Source organism: Streptomyces sp. NPDC059695 (assembly GCF_042733785.1).
In the GTDB taxonomy this organism is placed as follows: domain Bacteria; phylum Actinomycetota; class Actinomycetes; order Streptomycetales; family Streptomycetaceae; genus Streptomyces.
The window spans coordinates 99,480-120,939 of sequence record NZ_JBHWFF010000003.1 but is presented as its reverse complement, the minus strand read 5'-3'; the positions used below and the strand labels follow the sequence as shown (position 1 = coordinate 120,939).

General features: G+C 72.7%; 8 protein-coding genes. All 8 read left to right on the top strand.

The window, feature by feature from the left end; all coding sequences use genetic code 11:
- The first annotated feature begins 221 nt into the window (after nt 1–221).
- The 8 genes from ACFV2S_RS05690 (at nt 222) to ACFV2S_RS05655 (ending at nt 21,146) form a co-directional block, all read left to right on the top strand.
- A complete protein-coding gene (locus tag ACFV2S_RS05690) occupies nt 222–11,552 on the top strand; it encodes a hypothetical protein (protein ID WP_385554549.1) in 11,331 nt (3,776 codons plus the stop codon).
- Between the two features lie 116 nt (nt 11,553–11,668).
- Entirely contained in the window at nt 11,669–12,103 is a 435-nt protein-coding gene (locus ACFV2S_RS05685; protein ID WP_385554547.1) for a hypothetical protein, read from the top strand.
- Nucleotides 12,104–12,181: 78 nt separating this feature from the next.
- A complete protein-coding gene (locus ACFV2S_RS05680) occupies nt 12,182–13,696 on the top strand; it encodes a hypothetical protein (RefSeq protein WP_385554545.1) in 1,515 nt (504 codons plus the stop codon).
- A gap of 16 nt (nt 13,697–13,712) precedes the next feature.
- Nucleotides 13,713–17,132 carry a right-handed parallel beta-helix repeat-containing protein gene (locus tag ACFV2S_RS05675; RefSeq protein WP_385554543.1) on the top strand — a complete coding sequence of 1,140 codons (3,420 nt, stop codon included), beginning with the start codon at nt 13,713–13,715 and terminating at the stop codon, nt 17,130–17,132.
- Nucleotides 17,129–18,418 (top strand): S8 family serine peptidase, encoded by a 1,290-nt coding sequence (locus ACFV2S_RS05670; RefSeq protein ID WP_385554541.1) that lies wholly within the window; start codon nt 17,129–17,131, stop codon nt 18,416–18,418. The genes ACFV2S_RS05675 and ACFV2S_RS05670 overlap by 4 nt, the downstream gene beginning before the upstream one ends.
- Before the next feature lie 304 nt (nt 18,419–18,722).
- Entirely contained in the window at nt 18,723–19,340 is a 618-nt protein-coding gene (locus tag ACFV2S_RS05665; RefSeq protein WP_385554539.1) for a sigma-70 family RNA polymerase sigma factor, read from the top strand.
- 81 nt (nt 19,341–19,421) lie between these two features.
- A complete protein-coding gene (locus ACFV2S_RS05660) occupies nt 19,422–20,537 on the top strand; it encodes a MinD/ParA family protein (RefSeq protein WP_385554537.1) in 1,116 nt (371 codons plus the stop codon).
- Between the two features lie 60 nt (nt 20,538–20,597).
- On the top strand, nt 20,598–21,146 hold the full coding sequence (locus ACFV2S_RS05655; protein WP_385554535.1) for a hypothetical protein: 549 nt from the start codon (nt 20,598–20,600) through the stop codon (nt 21,144–21,146).
- The last annotated feature ends 314 nt before the right edge of the window (nt 21,147–21,460 follow it).

Here is a 21,460-nt window from a genome sequence, read left to right as displayed (position 1 = left end):
CACATTATTATACAATAAATTTTGCGTGGTCAGGGTATTTTTTTTATATAACACTTTTTGGGGGCCGCGATACACATACACCGGCTGGGGGCCAATTATGTTTATGTACGTGTTCCGCGGCGGCGGGGCCGCGCCCCCCGCGGGCGGGGTGCTGAACCGCGCGGACGGCCCTCGCCGTTCTCCCGGGCACAGCAGCCCGCCGACCGGAGGACCTCCACGCCATGGCCATCAACCCGCCGGAAGGGATCGCCGACTTCCTCGCCTTCGTGTCGGGCATGGAGTGGCCCGAGGCCGACGAGGACCACATGCGGCGGGTGGCCGAGCACTACGCTTCCGTCGCGGAGGACCTGGAGACGCTGTCCGGGTACGTCATCGAGCTCATCCCGATCGTCAAGAACGACTTCGAGGGCGAGGCCGCCGACTCGTTCCTCCTCACCATGCGGGACCTCACGGGCCAGACGGCGGGCGCGAACCAGCTGGAGCAGACGGCGGAGCTGTCGCGTCAGCTGTCCGACGTGGCGCTGAAGGTCGCCAACCAGGTCGAGTACACGAAGATCATGGCCATCCTCCAGCTGGTGCAGCTGCTGGCCGAGATCCTGTTCGCCACCCTCTTCTCCGCCTTCACGTTCGGCTCGGTGTGGGGCCCTGTGTCGGCGCTCTTCGCCGCGACCCGCGAGGGCCTCCAGCAGCTCTTCCGCTGGCTGCTCCAGACGATCATCAGCCAGACCTTCATCGGCATCGTCGGCGGTGTCTTCCAGGACACGGTGATCCAGCTGTACCAGCTCAGCGTGGGCCACACCTCGGGCTGGAACACGGAGTCGCTGCTCGACTCCGTCAAGCAGGGCGCGCTGAGCGGCGTGGTCGCCGGTCCGCTGGAGATCCTGTCCCACTACGGTGGCAAGATCCTCGGCCGGCTCCTCGGCGGCAAGCCGCCGGCCTCGATCATCAGCAAGCGCGTCGACGACGTCCTCCACAAGATCGACGACAAGCTCGACGACGTCACGCCGAACCCGAAGCCCGATGTGCCGCCGGGCGGGGCGGGCAAGCCGGGCGGTCCGGAGGTCCCGAAGGCGAAGGAGGACCTGCCGCCGTCCCCGCCCAACACGCCGCCGACGGACGTGACCCCTCCGCCGGTCCCGCCGAAGAAGACCGAGGCGGCCCCGCCGGTCCCGCCCAAGAACGACGTGGCCCCGCCGGTCCCGCCGAAGACCGGCGGCGACCTCATGTCCCCGCCCGCCACCGGCCGGCCGAAAACGGAAACGCCGGTCGGCGCCGGGGCCAAGGACAAGCCGACCGCCCCCGCGGCAGGGAAGACGGGCGCCCCGGCCACCGGCAAGGGCGAGGTGCCCGGCGCGGGCAAGGGGGACCTCCCGACCACGGGCAAGGGCGACGTACCCGGCGCCGCCAAGGGCGACCTCCCCACCACAGGCAAGGGCGACGTACCCGGCGCCGCCAAGGGCGACCTCCCCACCACAGGCAAGGGCGACGTACCCGGCGCCGCCAAGGGCGACCTCCCCACCACAGGCAAGGGCGACGTACCCGGCGCGGAGAAGCCCGAGGTTCCGAACGCGCACAGGACGGAGGGCGGCGACACGGCCGGCGCGGGCGCGGGCAGGACGGGCTCCGGGGACGTGCCCACGGCGGGCGCAGGTTCCAAGCTGCCCGACGCGTCGGACGCTTCGGGGTCCGTCGGCCGCACCGCGGGGGATGTGGAGAACCCGCTGGACGGCCTCCTGTCCACCCCGGAGGCCCGCTCGGCCTTCGCCAAGGACATCGGCGAGCTCTTCGGCGGGGTCACCCGCAACCTGGAGACCGGGTTCATGCGGCAGGGCGCCGGCAGCATCGCGGACTCGTTCGCCGAGAAGATGGGCGAGGTGTTCAAGAAGCACCTCAAGCACGAAGGCGCCGAGCAGGCGGGCCAGGACTTCGGCAAGATGCTGACCCAGAAGTGGGGGCGGGCCGGGGCCGACCACGCCGACCTGCCCAAGCTGCTCACGGAGGCCATGGGCGATCTGGGCAACCTGGCGCCGCTCAAGAACCTCGCAGACTCGCTGCCGACCCTGTTCACCCGCTCCGAGCACAGCAACGCCCTCGCCCGCATCTTCAAGCAGGAGAACCCGCTCCAGGGAAATCCGATGTACCAGCTCGGCGGGGCGGTCGCCTCCCTCCTCAACGAGGGAACGAACGAGATGCTCAGCGAGGGCTTCTACAACGTGATCTTCGGGGACGGCACGTTCTCGGTGAGTGGCGGTCCGTTCGCCTCCGGCGTGGCCATGGGCGCGCTGAGCGCCGGTCTGCACCGGGCGTTCGAGCCGGTCATGGTGAAGTACCAGAACTGGGTCCTCACCCACCAGCACGCCGACAACCCCACCGACAGCAAGTACTTCGGGCTGCTGCACCCCATCAACATCGCCTCGTTCGTGTCGAACATGACGGGCAACCCGGCACCGTGGCCGGTTCCCCGCCCCACCGCGGGAACCGAGGAGACCAGCTTCAAGCAGGACATGAAGGACATGGTGAAGTGGGTCTTCTCCCACCCCATCAGCGGCACCCCCTTCTTCTCCGACCCGCCCCAGCGGCCCGACGCGACGGCCGGCGGGGACGGCGACGCCTTCACGCCGCTCGACCTGGACCTCGGGCCGTCGTTCGGCGACGAGATCGCCAAGGACCCGCTGTTCCGAACCGAGTCGGACGGCGACCTGGTGTCGGACGGAAAGGGCGACGACGTCCTGACCGTGGAGGAGGACGCCGGCGACACCGCCGTCGCCGCGCTGCCCCGGGCCACCGTCTCCTCGGACCTCTCCTCTCTGCTCGGCGACGGCACGGAGGTCCCGGCCCCCGCGCCGGAGAGCAGGCCCGTCACCCTGAGCTGCGGCGACCGGTTCAGCGCCGCCCCGTCCCAGGACAACGACGTCCCGGGGCAGGCACAGTCACAGGTGACGCCCGAGGTCTCCTCCCCCTACGACTGGGATCACCTCGAAATGCCGGGCGCCGACGAGCTCATGTACCTCGACGTCGGCGACGGTGCCAAGGTCGAGGACACGGACACGGACACGGGCGGCACGGACACCCGCGCCGACAACGACAGCACCCGTACGCCTGCCGGCGACACGTCCGACGACGACGGCAGCGGCGCGCACAGGAACGAGAACGTCGCCGAGGACGAGAACACCATCGAGCACGACGACGGCACCAGCGGCAGCAACCGTGACAACATCGACACCCCGTCCGGCCCACCCGTCCGGGACATCCCCTCCGGCATCGCCCTGGGCGTCCTCAGCCCCGCCCAGACCACCGCCCTCCAGGCCCTCCCGAAGCGCCCCGGCGTCTTCGTCGTCGGCATGCACACCGACCCGGACGCCCCGAACGACCCGGCCGCCGTCCTCAAGGCGCTCACCGACGCCCACGACGAGGGCCGGCTCGACGGCGTCACCGAGATCCAGTTCACCGCCTGCAGCCTTGCCGCGCCCGTGCACGAGGGCACGGTCAGGACCGTGATGAGCGGCCTGTGGAAGCACCGCGCCGCGACCGGCACCGCCTCCCCCGACCCGCTCACCGCACGCGCCGCCGACGCACCCGTCTGGTACGTGCCCACCGCCGACGGCGACACGGAGGGCGGCGGCCATCTCCTCGCCGCCCGGCACATCGGCCTCACTCCCGACGGGAAGATCGCCGTCGTGGACCGGGGCGCCTGGCACGTGTACGGCGACAGCGGCGACCCGGAGCACACCCCCGTCCGTACGACCCCCGATCCGGACGCCCTCCCCGACGACGCGGTCGCCTTCCTGTTCCGCACCCCCAAGGTCGACCCGGTGCACCCGGACGCGGTCAAGTTCGGAGACGGCGACGACCGCCCGCCGGTCGACAAGGGCAAGGGCAGGGCCGAGGACGACGACGATCCCCCGCTGACCGGCAACGGCGAGGGGCCCAGCACCCGCCGGCCCCGGCGCCCCGACGACGACCAGGAGGACCTGCCCTCCTGGGCCTCCGACGCCTCGCTCGACGACATGGACCGCATCTACTACGCGGACGCATCGGTCCAGTACGAGAAGAGACTCGCCGCCTACCTGGCCCGGCGGGAGGACGTCAAGGACCTCGCCAAGGAGCTGTCCGGCGTCCTCTGGGACAAACTCCGGCAGGTGGAGGGCATCCACAAGTTGCTGGGCACGAACAGCAACGAGTCGTCCGGTGCCGTGGGAGCCGACCGGGCGGCCCTGAAGAAGGTCGTGGAGGAAGGGAACCTGCGGGAACGCATGGCCCTGTTCTTCAACGCCATCTCCTCGAAGACCCTCGGCACCAGGATCGGATACACCCCGCACCCGCCGTCCTCCATCACCGACGAGCGCGCGTACCGGAAGGACAATCCCCGGTTCGTCGAGTACCGCGAGCTCACCAACGCGTTGCCCGACCTGCGGAAGAAGGTCTCCGCCATGCCGGACGGGACCGAGGCGGAGAAGGAGGCCAAGAAGAACGAACGGGAGGAACTCGAGAGGCTCGACCGTACGTGGAGGCAGCTGGCCGCCGATCTGAAGAGCTTCAAGGAAGCGGACATCGTGCCCCGCCTGAGCGAGCGGGAGAAGCCGCTCGCCCTGAACGCGGGGAAGAAGGTGCGGTGGATCCCCGGCGGGGCCCGCTACCGCCTCACGACGGATTTCCTGTACATGAAGCAGACCCAGGGACACCTGGTCACGGCCGGCACGTCGGGTTCGGGCTTCATGTTCCACCGGTACCTCCAGCTGATGACCGACCGCGGATGGTTCCGCGATGCAGACAACCGGCCCAACCCGAGGATCAACCACGAGACACTGCGGCTCGCCATCATCGCCGCCTTCCTCAACCAGGGACACCACTCCCTGCCCGAGGTCATGGCGGGCTCCGCCGCCTTCGCCGAGTACTACCGGGCGAAGTACCCCGACCGGCAGCTGCCGGACGACATCGCGGCCCTTCAGGCGCCGCCCTCGGCACCCGGCCGGGACTACTACCGCAGCATGCGCATCGTGCGCGAGAAGGACCTGCGCAGGCACGTCGCGGACGAGGGCAGGTTCCCCGACGAGATCGCCGACGAGAAGATGGCGAAACTGCGGCGGAGGTACGCGGCGCAGGAGGAGGAGACCGAGCCCGCAGAGAGCACCTCCATGGACGTGGACATGGACCTCGACGAGCCCGTGTCCCAGCCGCAGCCCCAGCCCCAGCCCGGTTCTTCCCGCAGGAAGAGGGACGCGGACGGCGACGTCGTCATGCAGGACCCCACCAAGCGTCCCCGTCGCGGCGACGACAGCGACGACGACGTCGACACGGCCGCGAACGTCCCCGAGAACTCCCCCCGCACCCTGCCGGGCCTGCAGCGGCCGGAGGCGGCGGTCCCGGTCGAACGGCCGGTCACGGCCGACCGGTGGGCGTCGTGGCGGTGGGCGCCGGGCCGGGAGGACGTACCTCCGCCCGCACGGGTCCGTACCGAGCGCTTCGACCCGGCGGCGGACCCGGACGCCGCCGGCCCCTTCCCGGGCACGGCGGACCGGCGGAACGGGAACGGAAACGGGACACTCGCGGGCCGGCGGACGCTGATCCGCGCGGACGTCGAGCGGTTCGTCGTGCCCGAGGACGGTGACGGCGCACCGGGCGGGCCCGTCCGGCTGGTGCGGGTGACGCTGCCGGTGGCCGTCGACGCCTCCTTCTCGGCGGCCGACGCGGCCGCGCTGCGCGCCCGGATGCAGGGGCTGCTGGACAGCCACGTCAACCTGGGCTTCCGGCTGCCGCGCACCAGCGACCAACTCCACATGGAGGTGGACCTGATCCCGACCTCCCGGGGAGGCGCGGACCTGGTGCGGGTGACCAGGGACCGCGGACCCGACACCCGCTCCGACCAACTGAACCTGCGGCTGCACGCCGACGACTCCGATCCGGACGTGCGCGGCCGCGACGACGCCATGCTGCTGCACGAGCTGCTGCACTACGCGGGACTGCCGGACCGCTACCACGACGCGGAGACGCTGTTCCGGCACACGCCCGACCGGGCCGACGCGTCCGGCGTCATGGCGACGTCCATCCTTCCCGACGGGACCCTGCCCCGCCGCTACCTCGGGGCCGTCGAGGACGCCACGGAGTCCGGCTCCGTCCTCCACGACAACGAGGGTCCGGGGTCGTGGACCGTGCCGTCGCCCTCCCCCGTACGGGACATTCCGGCCGGGATCGCCGTCGGCGCCCTCTCCCCGGCCCGGGCCGCCGCCCTGCGGGCCCTCCCCGCGCGCCCCGGCGTCTTCGTCGTCGGCACCCACACCGACCCGGACGCCCCGAACGACCCGGCCGTCCTCCTCAAGGCGCTCACCGACGCCCACGACGCGGGCCGGCTCGACGGCGTCACCGAGATCCACTTCACCGGCTGCGACCTGGCCTCCCCCGTCCACGGGTCCACCGTGAGGACGGTGATGAGCGGTCTGTGGAAGCACCGCGCCGAGAACGGCGAGGAAGGCCCGCTCACCGCTCTCGCCGCCGACGCGCCGGTCTGGTACGTGCCCGGCGGCGATCGGGTGTTCACCGCCCGCCACGTCGGCGTGACCGCTGACGGCCGGATGACCGTCCTCGGCGGCGCCGACTGGCACCGCTACGCCGACACCGGCGCCCCCGACCACACCGCCGAGACCACCCCCGTCGGCGACGACGGGGCTCCCGCCCACGCGGTGCGCCTCACGGACGGCGACGAGACCGGCCCGGAGCACGAGGACGCGGTGCGGTTCGGCGACGACACCGACGGCGAGGACGAGGCCGTCGCGGTCAGCATGCTGGTGGACGGCCTGCCCGACCTCAAGAAGCGGACCGTCTCCTTCGGCAAGGGGGAGAAGACGCTCAACCCTCAGGACGAGACGGAGCTCCGGAACCTCGCGGCGGAGCTCTTCCCCGAACTGGTCCGCCGCGTCGGCGCCCCCGACCTGGGTGAGCTGCGCGTCGAGATCGTCGCGGCGGGCAACAACCTGCGGCCGGGCGCCGCGGAGAAGACCGGCTGGCAGCGCGCCCAGGCCGTCTCCCTCCTGCTGAAGGAGGAGATCCACCGGCTGGCGCAGGACCTGTGGCGGGAGAACGCCATCAGCAGGGCCCAGGCGGAGGCGGCGCCCAGCCTGGCGAGCTTCACCCTCGTCTCCCGAGGCCTGACCGGTCTCAAGGGGCTCGACACGTCGGGCGACGGGTCCTGGACGGCCCGGCGCCGCCGGGCCACCGCTTCCGCGGAGGTCACGTACGAGAGCGCGTACCGTCCCAGGCTCACGCTGTCCGTGGAGACGACCGCCCAGGCGGTGGATCTGTTCCGGCGGATGGCGGACCGCCCCGTGGCCGAGCGCACGGCGGTCTCCCTCGACGACCTGACCGGTCCCCGGATCTTCTGGAAGTCCTCGTCCGACCTCCCGGACAACCACAACCTGGTCATCCAGGTGCAGACGGCACAGGGGGGCGGCCAGCGCCACCTGACGGGAAACATGTCGATCTTCACACCCGGCACGCTCGTCCACGTGGCCTCCTTCGAGCGGACGGACTCCGGGCGCTCCCTGGTGACCTTGCTGGAGGTCGGCCCGGACACAGCGTGGCCGCCCGAGGGACCGGAGCGGGGCGAGCCGGTCCTCGGCCTGCCCGGTGTCGGCTACCCCGGCCCGAACCGTCCCTTCGACTCCACCCTGAAATACGTCAAGGAGGACCTGAAGCCGAAGGACGGCGGGGGCAAGGGAAGGAAGAAGGACAAGGAGAGGGACCCGCAGACGACGGCCGAGGAGAACCGGAAGCCCGGGACGGAAGCCGAATCGAGCGCGAGCGCAAGCGCGCGGCCGAACCGCGCTCCGGAAGCGAACCAGGACGACGCACCTCAGACCTCGGGCCACTACGAGTTCCAGCAGGCGTACTACATCCATCGCGGAGAGGTGGACGTGGAGATGGAGGACGGCGAGCCGTACGTCCGCTTCTACACCGCGGTGGTCAGCCGGGACACGGTGACGGCCCACGAGAAGGCCCACGAGTTCACCGCCGAACACAAGGACGTACAGCAGCACAAGGACACCGGCGAGGTCGTCGTGGCCACGGGGGACAAGCCGGGCGGAACCCTGTGGGTCGGCATGGGCACCCCCGCGCGGGCCATCGGCTGGGCCATGAAGTACCAGGCGCAGTTCCCGGACAAGCAGCCGCTCATCCGTTCCTTCCTCGTCCCCCTGCACGTCTACCAGCAGATCACGTCGGCCTCGGTTCCGGAGCACGACGCCGGTTCGCTCGGGCACCCGTACCGGGGCAGCGCGTCCCTCACGCCCGAGGGCCTGCGCGATCCCGAGGAGGATCCGGAGAGCGAGGTCGAGAGGATCTACCGGGACCGGTGGAACAGCCAGGCGCGGGGCTCGGCTCCCGTCCCGGTCCCCGACCACAAAGAGACCGACAAGTCCAAGGGCGCCGACGAGGACCCCGAGCCCACCGTCGACCGCCCCCTCGCCGGACGGCCCGTCAACACCGACCAGTCCGGCGAGCGCAACCAGTTCGGCGTGCGGGGCGAGAACCTCCTCCTGCTGCGCAGGAGCATCCGGCCGAACTCCCTGATCACGTACTACGGCAACAGGGAGAGGCCCGGCCTGACCCCCGACGAGTACACGGGGGACTACCGGGACGGCGAGTCGGTCCACGTCGACGTGCTGCGCGATCGCCTCGGCATCCCGTCCGTCGACGCGCCGCAGCTGAAGGACCGCTACAACCCCTGGGTCCAGAACGCCGGGCACGTCAACTCCCCCGACGTCCTCCGGGGGATATCCAGCCAGCTTCGGCAGTTCCACGAGACGTGGAGCCAGTCCCGGCAGCGGCCGGCCGACCGCAGGGTGGGACACCTCCTTGAACCCGACATGCCTCCGGAGCCCTACGGGAACCGGCCCAACCTGTCCTTCGGCAAGCGGCTCGACGATCTCAGGAAGTTCCTGGGCGACCACGGGCGGCACCTGCCGGACCGGCAGGGCGAGCCGATCTCCCTGGACTTCCTCGGCACGCCCGACCCGGACCTGGAGTCGCCCGCCGACCTCCACGCCCGTGCCGTCGTGGAGAAGTTCATGAAGAACACGGTCCTGCCCTGGGCGTCCCACGCCGAGATCGGACTCGTCCTCTCCCTCCAGAGCCAGGAGGTCAAGGCCGACCTCAACATCACCGACTCGCCCCTCGTCCACGACTTCGACGACATGCGGCGACGACAGCCGGAGGAGGCCCACCTCCAGCGCCAGGTGGGCAAGGAGCTCACCGAGCTGTGGCGGGAGGGCACGTCCCTGCACCGGGTGATCGACCGCCTGATCCGGGACTACCCCGAACTCGGCCTCCTCTACAAGGAGATCTGCGCGACGAGCGAGGGGTACACCTTCTTCCAGCACGCGCAGATGGTCCTGGGCCAGTACCTCAAGCTCGCCCACCGCGACCGGGACAGCGCGGAGCGGCTGGTGCCCGTGGACGCGGTCGTCAAGGCGATCCTCTTCCACGACATCGAGAAGGCCAACTCGAAGCTGATGTACGGGGGCGACGGGAGGTCCAGAGCCAGGAAGGCGGAACTCCACGACCACGAGGCCGAGCACCGGGGGGCCGTCGAGGTCATGAACCGGTACCGCTACCTGTGGGGCGACGTCGACAAGGACCCGGCCGCCAGGTTCGCGTACAGGGCGGCCGTCATGATGGTCGACTCGGACCCCTTCGGCTTCTACTACCGGGACAAGCACCACTTCCTCCGGCCGAAGGGCTCCGACGCCGAAGCCAAGGCCGAAAGCGGCAGGCTCAACCGCGACGTGACCTTCCACTGGATCGTGGAGTCGTACATGAGGCTGCGGGGGCGGGATCCGGTGACGTCCGACGGCGACGTGCGCCGCCTGGCCGAGCTGACCACGGAGGACACCGAGGACATCCGCCGGCTCTTCCACGAGTTCCACCAGTACTACCAGGCGGACTTCTCCTCCTACACGACCTACAGCAAGTACGTCAGCTACAAGGAGCCGCGGTCCACCCCGGAGGAGAGGGCGCGGGCCGCGGAGAACGCCAGGATCACCCGGCAGCGGGCCGAGGAGAACGCGGAGCGCGAGAAGCGGGGGCTCGCCCCCCTGCCGAAGCCCTCCGCCGCGCCCTCCTTCAGCATCTCGTCCCGCGAGCTCGACGCGGTGAAGCCCGGTCAGAAGACCTTCACCGAGCTCTTCGCCCCCGTGCCGGAGAAGGAGAAGCTCGTGCTGAACCCGGACAACCCCTACGGCACCGGCCCCAGGACGGCCGAGACGTCCCCGGTTCGGGGAAGGTCCTCGCTGCGGTTCGTCTTCGCCGAGCTGGAGAGGCACTACGGCATCGCGACCATGCTCGACGAGCCGGAGGGCACCTCCCCCCACCGGGACTACGAGGGCATGTACCACGAGCTCGCGACGATGTTCGAGAGCGAGGAGAGCTTCAGGGAGCACTACCGGCGCGTCGGCGGGGAGCGGATGCGACAGGAGGCGAAGTACCTCGGCGACGAGAAGAACGCGATGAAGGGCGACTCCGAACCGCACGTCCCGAAGAAGCAGAAGGAGGTCACCAACCTGCTGGACCAGGAGGACGGGGGAGACCTCTTCATCGAGTTCGGGAACGAGCGTCCCTCCGCCCCCACCCCTGCCGACGCCCTCGACGGCGCCCCCGCCACCGTCCGGACCTCCGAAGAGCGGATCGGTGAACTCGTCGAGGCCCTGGCCCTCTCCCACCAGGACAACGGCACCCGCCACCTCGTCGACCCCGACGCCGGCGACGCCGAGGCGGACCGCATCCGCGGTGCCGTCGGACGCTTCCCCCGGGACGACCGGTTCTTCACGCTCGCCAGTCACATCACGGGGAACGACGGGGCGCCCGTCTGGCGCGGGCAGCGGGTCACGCCCGGCGAACTGGCCGTCGTACTGTCCCGGCTGGCCGACGAGGGGGTGTGGGACACCGCGAAGCCACTACGGTTCGCCGCCTGCGGGCTGGGCGGGGACGTGGAGCGCTCGTACGCCGCCGACACGCTGCGGGAGCTGCGAAAGCAGCGGCCCGGCCTGCCGCTCACGGCGTACGCCCCCCGGTCCGCGCTGTGGTTCGTCCCCTCGCTGACCGGCACGGACCCGGCGGCCACCGGACACACGGTCGTGGCCCAGAAGGTCGTCTGGGGACCGGACGGAAAGCCTCGGCTCACCCCCGACCACTGGGTCAGGCTGTCCCTGCCGGCGGACGGGGACGGCACGGTCGAGACCGCCCTTCTCGGCGCCCACATGCCGCCGGACGGCCTGCTGTCCCCCGGCGACGTGCCGGTGACGACTCCGGCGCCGGAGGGCTATCTCGTCGACGACGGCTCCCCGGACGGGGACTCCTCCCCCGTCGTACCGTTCGGCCACAGACCGGAGCAGGCGGACACTCTCCTGGGCGGGGCGGCACGGCCGCTGGTCGGCCCGAAGCCGACTCCGGAGACGGAGGCGGAGGCGGAGGCGGAGGCGGAGGCGGAGGCGGAGGCGGAGGCGACGACAGAGACGACCACGTCTCCCACCCCCGGTTCCTTCGTCCTGTCCTCGTGGACGTGACCGCGCCGACAGGCTGGTGGATCTGAACCGGTCCCGGTGTTCCGTACGTTCCCCCGGGAGCTCACGGAACGCCGGGCCGCCCCGGCCCGCCCAGAACCCCAGGACAGGAACCCGCCATGACCGACCTCGCGCCCCGGCCGGAGTTCCGGCTCGCCTCCGTCTTCGACCACGCGGACCCGGTGACGGGGCCGGGCTTCGCCACGGACCACCCGGTGGTCGAGAACCCCGAGCTGCACGCCCTGCTGCTGGAGCGGCTGGCGGCCGGGACGCCCGTGCTCGCGACGCCGGTCCTGATGGACGACGTGCTCGACCCCTCCCGGGTCGCGGAGGTGCCGCTCACCTTCCGTACGGACGGGCAGTGGGTGTGGACGGACACCGTCACGTACTACCTGGCCCACTACGCGCTCGCCCCCGACCCGGAGCTGCTGGCGCACCTGGGCGACCCCGGCTACACGGCGCCCGGCGCCCTCGGGCAGGACGTCGTCGAGCGCGCCGCCGCCTTCGTCCTGACCCCGGCGCCGGAAGGGACCGAGGTCCATCCGCTGGGCTGACCGGAGTGGTGAACCACGGAGCGGCGCCGGTCCGTTCGTACGTGCGCGGAGGGTTCGCGACGACCGAGGGGAATGACGGTGGACGACAACGAGGTACGGACCGGAAGAGCCGCCGGGCAGGGCGCGGCATCCATCAGCCTGCCCGCGGTCGCCTGGCAGCCGACGGGCGAGGAGCCGGAGGGCGAGCCCGGGCGGAAGCCGGGAGCAGAACTCGGCGGGGAGCCGGACGGAGCGGCCGGAAGCGGGCCGGTCGCGGGAGCCGTGGCACCGGAACCGGTCCCGGACGCCGTCGCCGAGCCGGAGACCCCGGCCACGCCCCCGACCGCTTCTTCCGGCGCCGCCCCGGCCGTCCCCGTCGCAGGCGAGCCCGGGAGCGATGCCGAGGCCGGCACGGGAACGACCGGCGCCGAGGGCGCTTCCGGGGACGGCGAGACCGGGAGCGATGCCGAGGCCGACACGGGAACGACCGGCGCCGAGGGCGCTTCCGGGGAGGGCACGCAGGCCGCCTCCGACGCGGACGGCCTCGCCGCGCGGGCCGCCGGAGCTGCCCTGGCGGCGGCGCGGGCCGAGCCTCGACCCGCCCGGCGCCTGTCGAAGCCGATGATCGCGGCGGCGGCCACCTCGGGGGTGGTCCTGATGGGCGTGCCGTTGCTGCTCTCCCAGGTCGGCGGGGGCAGCGGTTCGGGCCCGGGATCCGTGCCGCCGCGCCCCTCCGGGTACAGCCAGGCCGACGGCGGCTCCGGAGGTTTCGTGCCGCGGGCCGACGCACCGGAGAAGGGCTCCGCGCTGCCCGGCACCCCCGCACCGGGGACGACGAACGCCCCGGGGCAGACGTCCCCGGTCGCGGGGAAAGGCCCCCTGGCCACGAGTGTCGCCGGGATCGGTGCCGGAGTGGGCGCGGGTCAGGCGCCCCCCTCCTCCCGGGCGCCCCGTGCCGGACAGAGCCCGGATCCGACCTCCGCCGCCGGAGGCGGTCCCGCGCCCACCACGGTCCCCGCCGCGCCCCGGGAGACCACAGCCGCTCCGCAGAAGCCGGCCACCCAGGTGCCCCCGCCCCCTCCGGCGAAGGAGCGGTACTCGGCCCTGGCGGGGCCGAACTGCGTCGGCGGCGGTGCGAGTTTCACGTACAGCGGCTGGTACACGGACGGCAAGAAGGGCTGGCAGAAGTACAGCTCCGGCGGCCACTCGGGCGACGGCTGCAACGGCAGCTTCCTCTCGCTGCCGATGTCCGGGAAAACGGGCTCGGACGCCGGGAACGCGCTGCGCTGGACCTTCCGAACCGGCGCCGTCACCTCCGGTACCTGCCAGGTCTCGGTGCACATCCCGAACAACAGCGACATCAAGGCGGTCGGCGGCAGACCGGCCTACTACACGGTGCACGCGGGAGCCACGGGCAACGATCCGATCCTGCGGTCCTTCAACGTCGACCAGCCGTCCCGGCGGGGCCAGTGGGTGAGCGCGGGCGACGTCCGCATCACCGGCGGCGTGCTGACGGTGAAGCTGCACGACCGGGGCCTGGACTGGTCCGGTTCGCAGCAGACCTATGCCCACCACGCGGGCGACGCCGCCCGTGTCCAGTGCACCTCCGCCTGAAAGGGACCATCCACGCATGTCGCGCCATGTGCTGACCGTGAGCGCCGAGGCGCAGCACGACCGCCCGTCCGCCGGCGGCCCGTACCGCACGATCGGAGCCGCTCTGGAGGCCGCGCGCAGCGGCGCGGTGATCTCGGTGCGCCCGGGCCGGTACGAGGAGAACCTGGTCATCACCAAGATGGTGACGATCACCGCCGAGGACCCGAACGGGACCGTGCGGATCGTGCCGCCCCGGGGAACGGTGGTGCAGGTGGTGGCCGAGGCGGTGCAGCTGACGGGGCTGTTGCTCCAGGGCCTGGACGACGAGCTGCCCGTCGTGGACGTGCCGCGCGGACAGGCGGCGCTCCAGGACTGCGAGGTGGTGGGGAACGCCTGGACGGCCCTGCTGACCCGGCAGCAGGGTTCGCTGGCGATGCGGGGCTGCCGGGTGACCAACCCGGGCGGGGCGGGGATCGTGGAGACCTCCACGGGCACCAGCGTGATCGACGGCTGTGTGGTGGAGCACCTGGGGACCTCGGCGGTGGTCATCGGAGAGCGGGCCAATCCGACCTTCCGCAACTGCGTGCTGCGCGATGCCCGGGGCAACGGGGTGTGCGCGAACGGCGAGGGCCGGGGGCTGATCGAGGACTGCGAGATCTCGGCCACCGACAAGCCGGCCATCGCCCTGGAGCAGAACAGCTCCACCCGGGTGGTGCGGACCTCGGTGCGGGACTGCCTGCTCGGCGTGTACATCAGTTCCACGGAACGGGCGGTCCTGGAGGACTGCTCGGTGTCCGCCACCAAGGTGCACGGAATAGCGCTCGCCGAGGGCACCGATCCGGTGCTGAGCCGCTGTCGGGTCTCCCGGACCAAGGGCAACGGCGTCCATGTGACAGGGCGTTCGCGCGGCACGTTCGAGGAGTGCGAGGTCACCGCGGCCGAGGGCACCGGCATCTGGGTGGAGGAGTCCTCGGGCCCCTCGTTCAAGCGGTGCTCGGTGCGGGACGCGAAGGAGGCCGGAGTCCAGCTGACCGGCGACAGCGCCCCGGACTTCGACCGGCTCACGGTGCGCGGCGGCGCGGCGGCGGGGGTGCGCGTGCTGGAGGGCGCGAACCCGATGCTGCGGCGTCTGCAGGTGTCGGACGTGGCCGGGGCGGGGGTGGAGGTGGCCCGGGGCGGCCGGGGCCGCCTGGAGGGTTCGGAGATCTCGGCCACCGGGCAGGCGGGGGTGCGGATCACCGACGGCGGCGACGCGTATGTCGGCACCACCACGGTCCGGGAGACCGGTGCGGCCGGCGTGTCGGTCGGCGGAGGCGGGGTGGCGACGCTGCGGGACTGTGAGGTCGCCGACGCGCCGCAGGAAGGGGTGCTGGTCGAGGACGGCGGGGAGCTGACCGCGGCCCGGACCCGGGTGCGGTCCTGCCGGCGGCACGGATTCCGGGTCGCGGTGGGCGGCCGGGCCGCGCTGAACCGCTGCGAGGCGGTGGACAACACCGGCGACGGCATCCGCGTGGACTCCACGGAGGCAGTACGCGTGCACGACTGCACGGTCTCCGGCAACGGCGGCTCGGGGTTGCGTCAGCTCAAGCCGTCGGCGCGGCTCGCGGTGGAGAACCTGACCAGCACGGAGAACGAGCTGCCGGACTCGTACGGGGAGTCGCCGGCCGAGGCGGGCGGGCCGGGGCCGACGGCGGACGGGCCTCGCGGGGCGGAGGTCCACGAGGGCGCTCCCGACGGTTCCGCCCGCGAGGACGCGGTGGCGGCGGCACCCGCCGCTTCGCGCCGGCCGGACGGGCCACTGGAGGCACTGGACGCGCTGGTGGGCCTGGACGGGGTGAAGGGACAGGTGGCCACCCTGGTCAACCTCAACAAGCTGGCCCGGCGCAGGGAGTTGGCGGGGATGCCCGCGCTGCCGATGAGCCGCCACCTGATCTTCGCGGGTCCGCCCGGCACCGGCAAGACGACGGTGGCCCGGCTCTACGGTTCGATCCTCGCCGAGTTGGACGTCCTGCCCTCGGGCCATCTGGTGGAGGTGGCGCGCGCGGACCTGGTGGCGTCGATCATCGGCGGGACGGCGATCAAGACGACGGAGGTCTTCCAGCAGGCGCTGGGGGGCGTGCTGTTCATCGACGAGGCGTACACGCTGTCGCAAGGGACCGGCGGCAGCGGCCCTGACTTCGGACGGGAGGCCATCGACACGCTGGTGAAGCTGATGGAGGACCACCGCGACGAGGTCGTGGTCATCGTCGCCGGGTACACGGACGAGATGCGGGGCTTCCTCGATTCCAACCCGGGCCTGGCGTCCCGGTTCAGCCGCACGGTGGAGTTCGAGAACTACGCGGACGACGAGCTGAGCACGATCGTGGCGCTGTCCGCCGCCTCGCACGGCTACCAGCTCGCCGACGGCACCCGCGAGGCGCTGACGTCGCACTTCGAGACCATGGCGAAGGGCGCCGACTTCGGCAACGGCCGGGCGGCACGGAAGGTGTTCGAGGAGATGGTGGACCGGCAGGCGTCCCGGCTGGCCGCGCTGCCCGAGATCGACAACACCGATCTGGCGCTGCTCAAGCCGGAGGACGTGGGGGCGGAGGCCGCCAGGGCGGTCGCGGCGTCCGGCGCACCGGCGGAGCGCAGGACGGAACTCCTCGACGAGCTGCGGGCGATGATCGGCCTGCCCGCCGCCAAGGAGCAGGTCGAGGATCTGGTCAACCTGATCAAGCAGGTCAACCGGCGCAAGGAGGCCGGGCTCCCGACGGCCACGATCAGTCATCACGTGGTCTTCTCGGGCCCGCCCGGCACCGGCAAGACGACGGTGGCCCGGCTGTACGGGCAGCTGCTCGCCGAGCTGGGCGTGCTGCCGGGCGGCCAGCTGGTGGAGACGGCGCGGGCGGACCTGGTGGGTCGGTTCGTGGGCCACACCGCGCAGTTGACGAAGGACGCCTTCGACCGGGCACGCGGCGGCGTGCTGTTCATCGACGAGGCGTACACCCTGACGCCACGCGGCGGCACGGGCAGCGACTTCGGTCAGGAGGCCGTCGACACCCTCATGAAGCTGATGGAGGACCACCGCGACGAGGTCGTGGTCATCGTCGCCGGGTACGCCGACGAGATGCGGGGCTTCCTCGACTCCAACCCGGGCCTGGCGTCCCGCTTCTCCCGCTCGGTCGTCTTCGAGCACTACACCGACGAGGAACTGGTGCGGATCGTGGAGGCGTTGTCCGACAAGGCGGGGTACGTGTGCCCGCCGGAGACGCTGGCGGGCCTGGGCGAGTTGTTCGCGGCGGTGCCGCGCGACCGGAACTTCGGCAACGGCCGCTTCGCGCGCCAGGTCCTGGAGACCATGATCACCCGGCAGGCGGGCCGGCTCAGCCGGCTCGATGTCGACGACGTGGCCGAGCTGAGCATGCTGCTGCCTCAGGACGTGCCCTGGGACCGGGTGCCGGACGGTGTCGCGTGAGGCGGAGCGGGGCGGCGGCCCTCTCGACGGCTCTGCTGTGCGGGGCCCTGGTCCTGCTGCCGGGGAGCGCGGGGGCCGCGCCGGGCCCGGACGGCGGGAACGGCGCCGATTCGGTGGCCGGCCCGGCGGGCCCCGATCCCGCCTCGCTGCCCGCCGTCACCCAGCGGCTCTCCGGCGACACCTGCCGCGAGGCATCGGGCCGGAAGGTCACCGGACTCCCCTGGCCCCAGGCTCTGCTGCGCCCGGACACGGTCTGGCCGCTGTCCGAAGGGGCCGGGGTGACGGTGGCCGTGGTGGGCTCGGGGGTGGACGACACGGCCGGGCTGCTGGGCGACCGGCTGAGGCGGACCCCGCGCCTCTTCCCCGGCGGCGGCCCGGCCCCGGACTGCGTCGGTCACGGCACCTTCACGGCCGGTCTGATCGCGGCGGCCCGCACCCCGGGCGCCGGGTTCGCGGGGATCGCGCCCGAGGCTCGGATCCTCGACGTGCCGGTCACCGACCGGCGGGGGAACACCACTCCCGAACTCCTCGCCCGGGGCATCCGGACGGCCGTCGACGGCGGCGCCCGGGTGATCGCCGTGGTCGCGGTGGCGGGCACGGACAGCCCGGCGCTGGGGAGCGCCGTACGGTACGCGGTCGCCGAAGGCGCGGTCGTGATCGCCCCGGCCGCCCCGGACGGGGCGAAGGAACCGGCGTACCCCGCGGCCCATCCGCAGGTGGTGGCGGTGGCGGCGACCGGCCCCGGCGGGAAGGCGTCCGGGCAGGCCCCCGAGGGCCGGGTCGACCTAACGGCACCCGGCGAGGCCGTGATGGGCCCCGGGCCGGGCGGCCGGGGCAGTTTCACGGCCTCCGGACCGAGCTACGCGGCGGCGCTGGTGGCCGGAACGGCGGCCCTCGTCCTGGACCGCCGACCGGAGTTGAGCGCCGAGGCCCTGGTCCACCGGCTCCGCGCCACCACGACGGGACCGGGCGAGCCGATGCCGGACCGGACGCGCGGGTACGGCTCGGTCGACCCGATCGCCGCCGTGACGGCCGTACTCCCCGAGGAGGGCGGCGGCGCGGCGGTCCGGGCGGCTGCTCCGGGAGTGGTGATGCCGACCGCGCCGGGACGTTCCGCCGCCGGGTCCGCCGGATGGGTGGCGGCCGGTTCTCTGGTGGTGCTGGCGGGTGTGGCGGGGGCGTCCGCCGTACTGCGACGGGGCCGCCGGCGCAGGTGGCGGCCGGGCGGCTACCGCGCCCCGGAGGGCGTGAGGGGAGGCGGGCCGGAGCCGTTGCCGCCTTCCTAGGGCGTGTCTTGTCGATCAGGCCGTGCGCGCGACGCCAGGGATTCCGCTCGGACGCACGGGCGTGGTCCGTGGCGCCCACGGGGCAGGCCGGTGCCCACCCCGATGCCGCCTGCGCTCCACACCGATCAGAAGATTAGGGAGGCGTTACCGGACAGCCCTCGATCACGCCCGAACATTAGCCATGCGTTAGTCGAAATTGCCAAGGTCGTTCCCACCAGTCCGACGTGCCCGGAGCCGTCGGCAGATCGGTGCCGCCGTCCGCCACCCCCGAGTCGCCGACGCGCGGCGGGGAGGAACGACCGGGGTGACAACGCACGAAGACGGGGCCGACGGCGCGGTCCGCGCGGGAGCGGGACCGGAGCCGCACGCGGGGGCGCGGGGGCGCCCCACCATGGACCGCGACACTCTGGCGGAGCTCCACCGGCTGCACGCTTCCGCCCTGTTGCGCGCCCTGCTCCGTTTCACCAGCGGGGACCGGGGCAAGGCCGAGGACATGCTCCAGGAGACCTTCCTGCGCGCCTGGCAGAACCCCCAGGCGCTCGTCCGGGGTCCGGAGCACGGTCGCCCCTGGCTGTTCACCGTCGCCCGCCGGATCGCCATCGACCACTTCCGGGCGCAGTCCGCCCGGGTGAAGGAGCTGGGCGACGAGACGCCGGAGGACCGTGCGGGCCCCGACGACCCGTACGAGGAGATCGTGACCGCGCACGCCGTCGGCGACGCGCTCGCCGAACTGCCCGAGCACCAGAAGGAGGTGCTGGTGGAGCTGCACCTCAACGACCGGTCCACCGCGGGCGCGGCCGCCGTGCTCGGCATCCCACCGGGCACCGTCAAGTCCCGCAACTTCTACGCGGTGCGGGCACTGCGTCCCATCCTTGAGCGGCGCGGCCTCGCCCCGACGGGCCGCCCGCTCCGCGCCGTCTGAACCGGTCGTGCCCGCCGGGCCGTTCCTCCGGGCGACCGACGAGAGGGGACCGAGGTGGTCAGCGTCGTAGCCAGAAACGACATGGACGCGCCCGAACACTGGACGGACGCGCCCGACTACAGCCCCGGGCACTGGCGCGCGAGGCGGAACGAAGCCCCGCCGGAAGCCCCACCGGAAGCCCCGTCGGAGCCGGACCCGGGGGCGGAGCCCGAACCGGCGGCAAAGGCTCCGGAGCAGCCCGTGGCCCCGGCCCCGGCGGTCCCGATCGAGCCCGCGGCCCCGGCGGTCCCGATCGAGCCCGTGGCCCCGGCCGCACCGGCCCCGGTGGTCCCGGTCGAGCCCGCGGCGGAGACGCGGCCGATGCGGCGGGCGTCCCGCTCCCTCTTCCGGATCGGGCGGCGCGGAGGGGCGGGCCATGCCGCCGAGGCCCTCCGGGCCCCGCTGCTGCGCAGCCATCGGATCGCGGTGATCGGTCTGAACGGCGGGGCCGGGAAGACGACCACCACCTTGGCCCTCGGCGCGGTCCTGGCCCGGGAGCGGGCCGACCGGGTGGTCGCCGTGGACGCGAGCCCGGACTCGGGAGCCCTGGGCCGCCGCGTCCGGCGGCAGTCAGGCGCCACCGTGCTCGACCTGGTGGCGGCGCTGCCCCGGCTGCGCACCTACATGGACGTCCGGGCCTTCACCTCGCAGACGCCCAGCGGTCTGGAGGTCGTGGCGCACGACCCTGACCCGGCGGATCCGCGGGCCTTGGGCGCACAGGAGTACCGGCAGGTCGTGGAAGCGCTCGCCGGTCAGTACCCGCTGGTCATCACCGATTCCGGGACCGGCATGCCGCACGACGTCCTGTGCGCCGTCCTGGACCTGTCGGACCAGCTGGTCGTCGCGGCCACACCGGGCGAGGACGGTATGAGCGGCGCCGGTCTGGTGTTCGACCGACTGGCCGCCCTCGGCCACGAGGAGAAGGCACGGGAGGCGGTGACCGTCATCTCCGGCGTGCGGTCCTCCTCGGGGCGGCCGGCCCTGGTGGACGAGGCCGTCGCCCGTCTCCGGCAGCGCTGCCGGGCCGTGGTGACCGTCCCGTACGACCCCCGTCTGGCCCGGGGCGGCGAGGTCGACCCGGAGACGCTGCGGGGCCGGACCCGGGACGCGTACCACGATCTCGCGACGCTCGTCGTCCGGAACTTCCCCCACGACTGACACCGCCCCCTGCCCCGTCATCTTCTTCACGCCCGTCCCCGAGAACACTGGAGAGCACCCATGGCCTGGTACGAGGGCCCCTGCCGGATCACCGTCATCGGCCTGGACGCCGACTGGCCGCAGCGCGCGGTGGTCACCGTGTCCGGCGCGCGCGGAGAACGGATCGAGATCCCCGGCGAGGTGGGAACGGTCCGGCACGTGGACGCGCCGAGCTGGCACCTGGAGGTGGAGCACCGGTACGAGGGCCGGTGGCGGCCCAACGTCCGCGCGGTCAGGACCCGCTGGGAGACGGTGGACGGCGTCCGTACGCAGACGATCACCAGCAAGGACGTGGACTGGCCGGGGCGCGCCCGGCAGGAGCGCAACCTGGTGCTGCGTCTGGAGCGGATCGGCGAGGAGGACGAGTGCCCGCGCGAGGCGGGCAGGGAGGCGCCGGCCCGGTCCGTGACTCAGTCGACGGCGAGCACCCCGTTCCGCCGGACGTCGGCCGACCCCGTCTCCGTACCCCGGGGGTCCGTCTCGGGCGGTTCCGTCTTCGGCACCACACCCACGACGTCCGGGGGCGCTTCCGGGGGCGCGACGTCGACGAGCAGCAGCAGCCCCTGGTAGACCCCGGGCCGCCCGGGCAGCCGCCTGGAAGCCCTCACAGCTCCGGCACCGGGTCGGCATCGCCGTCCGCGTCCCCGGCCGCGCAGGCTGGGCCCACTCACCCACACCCCAACCCCAGCGAAACGCGACCCCTCACCCTGTGGGAGGCGTCGGCCATCGCCACCTCCCACCGGAGCCGGGTACGGCCCCTCGGGCAACCTGATGGCCGTCATCGGCTTCACCCCGGCGACGCCGTCAGAGCAACCAGCGTCGCCTGTCCGGCGACGGTGCGTGCCGGAGCGGCTGCCGCGCCACCGGTGTCAGGCGCGCCGCCT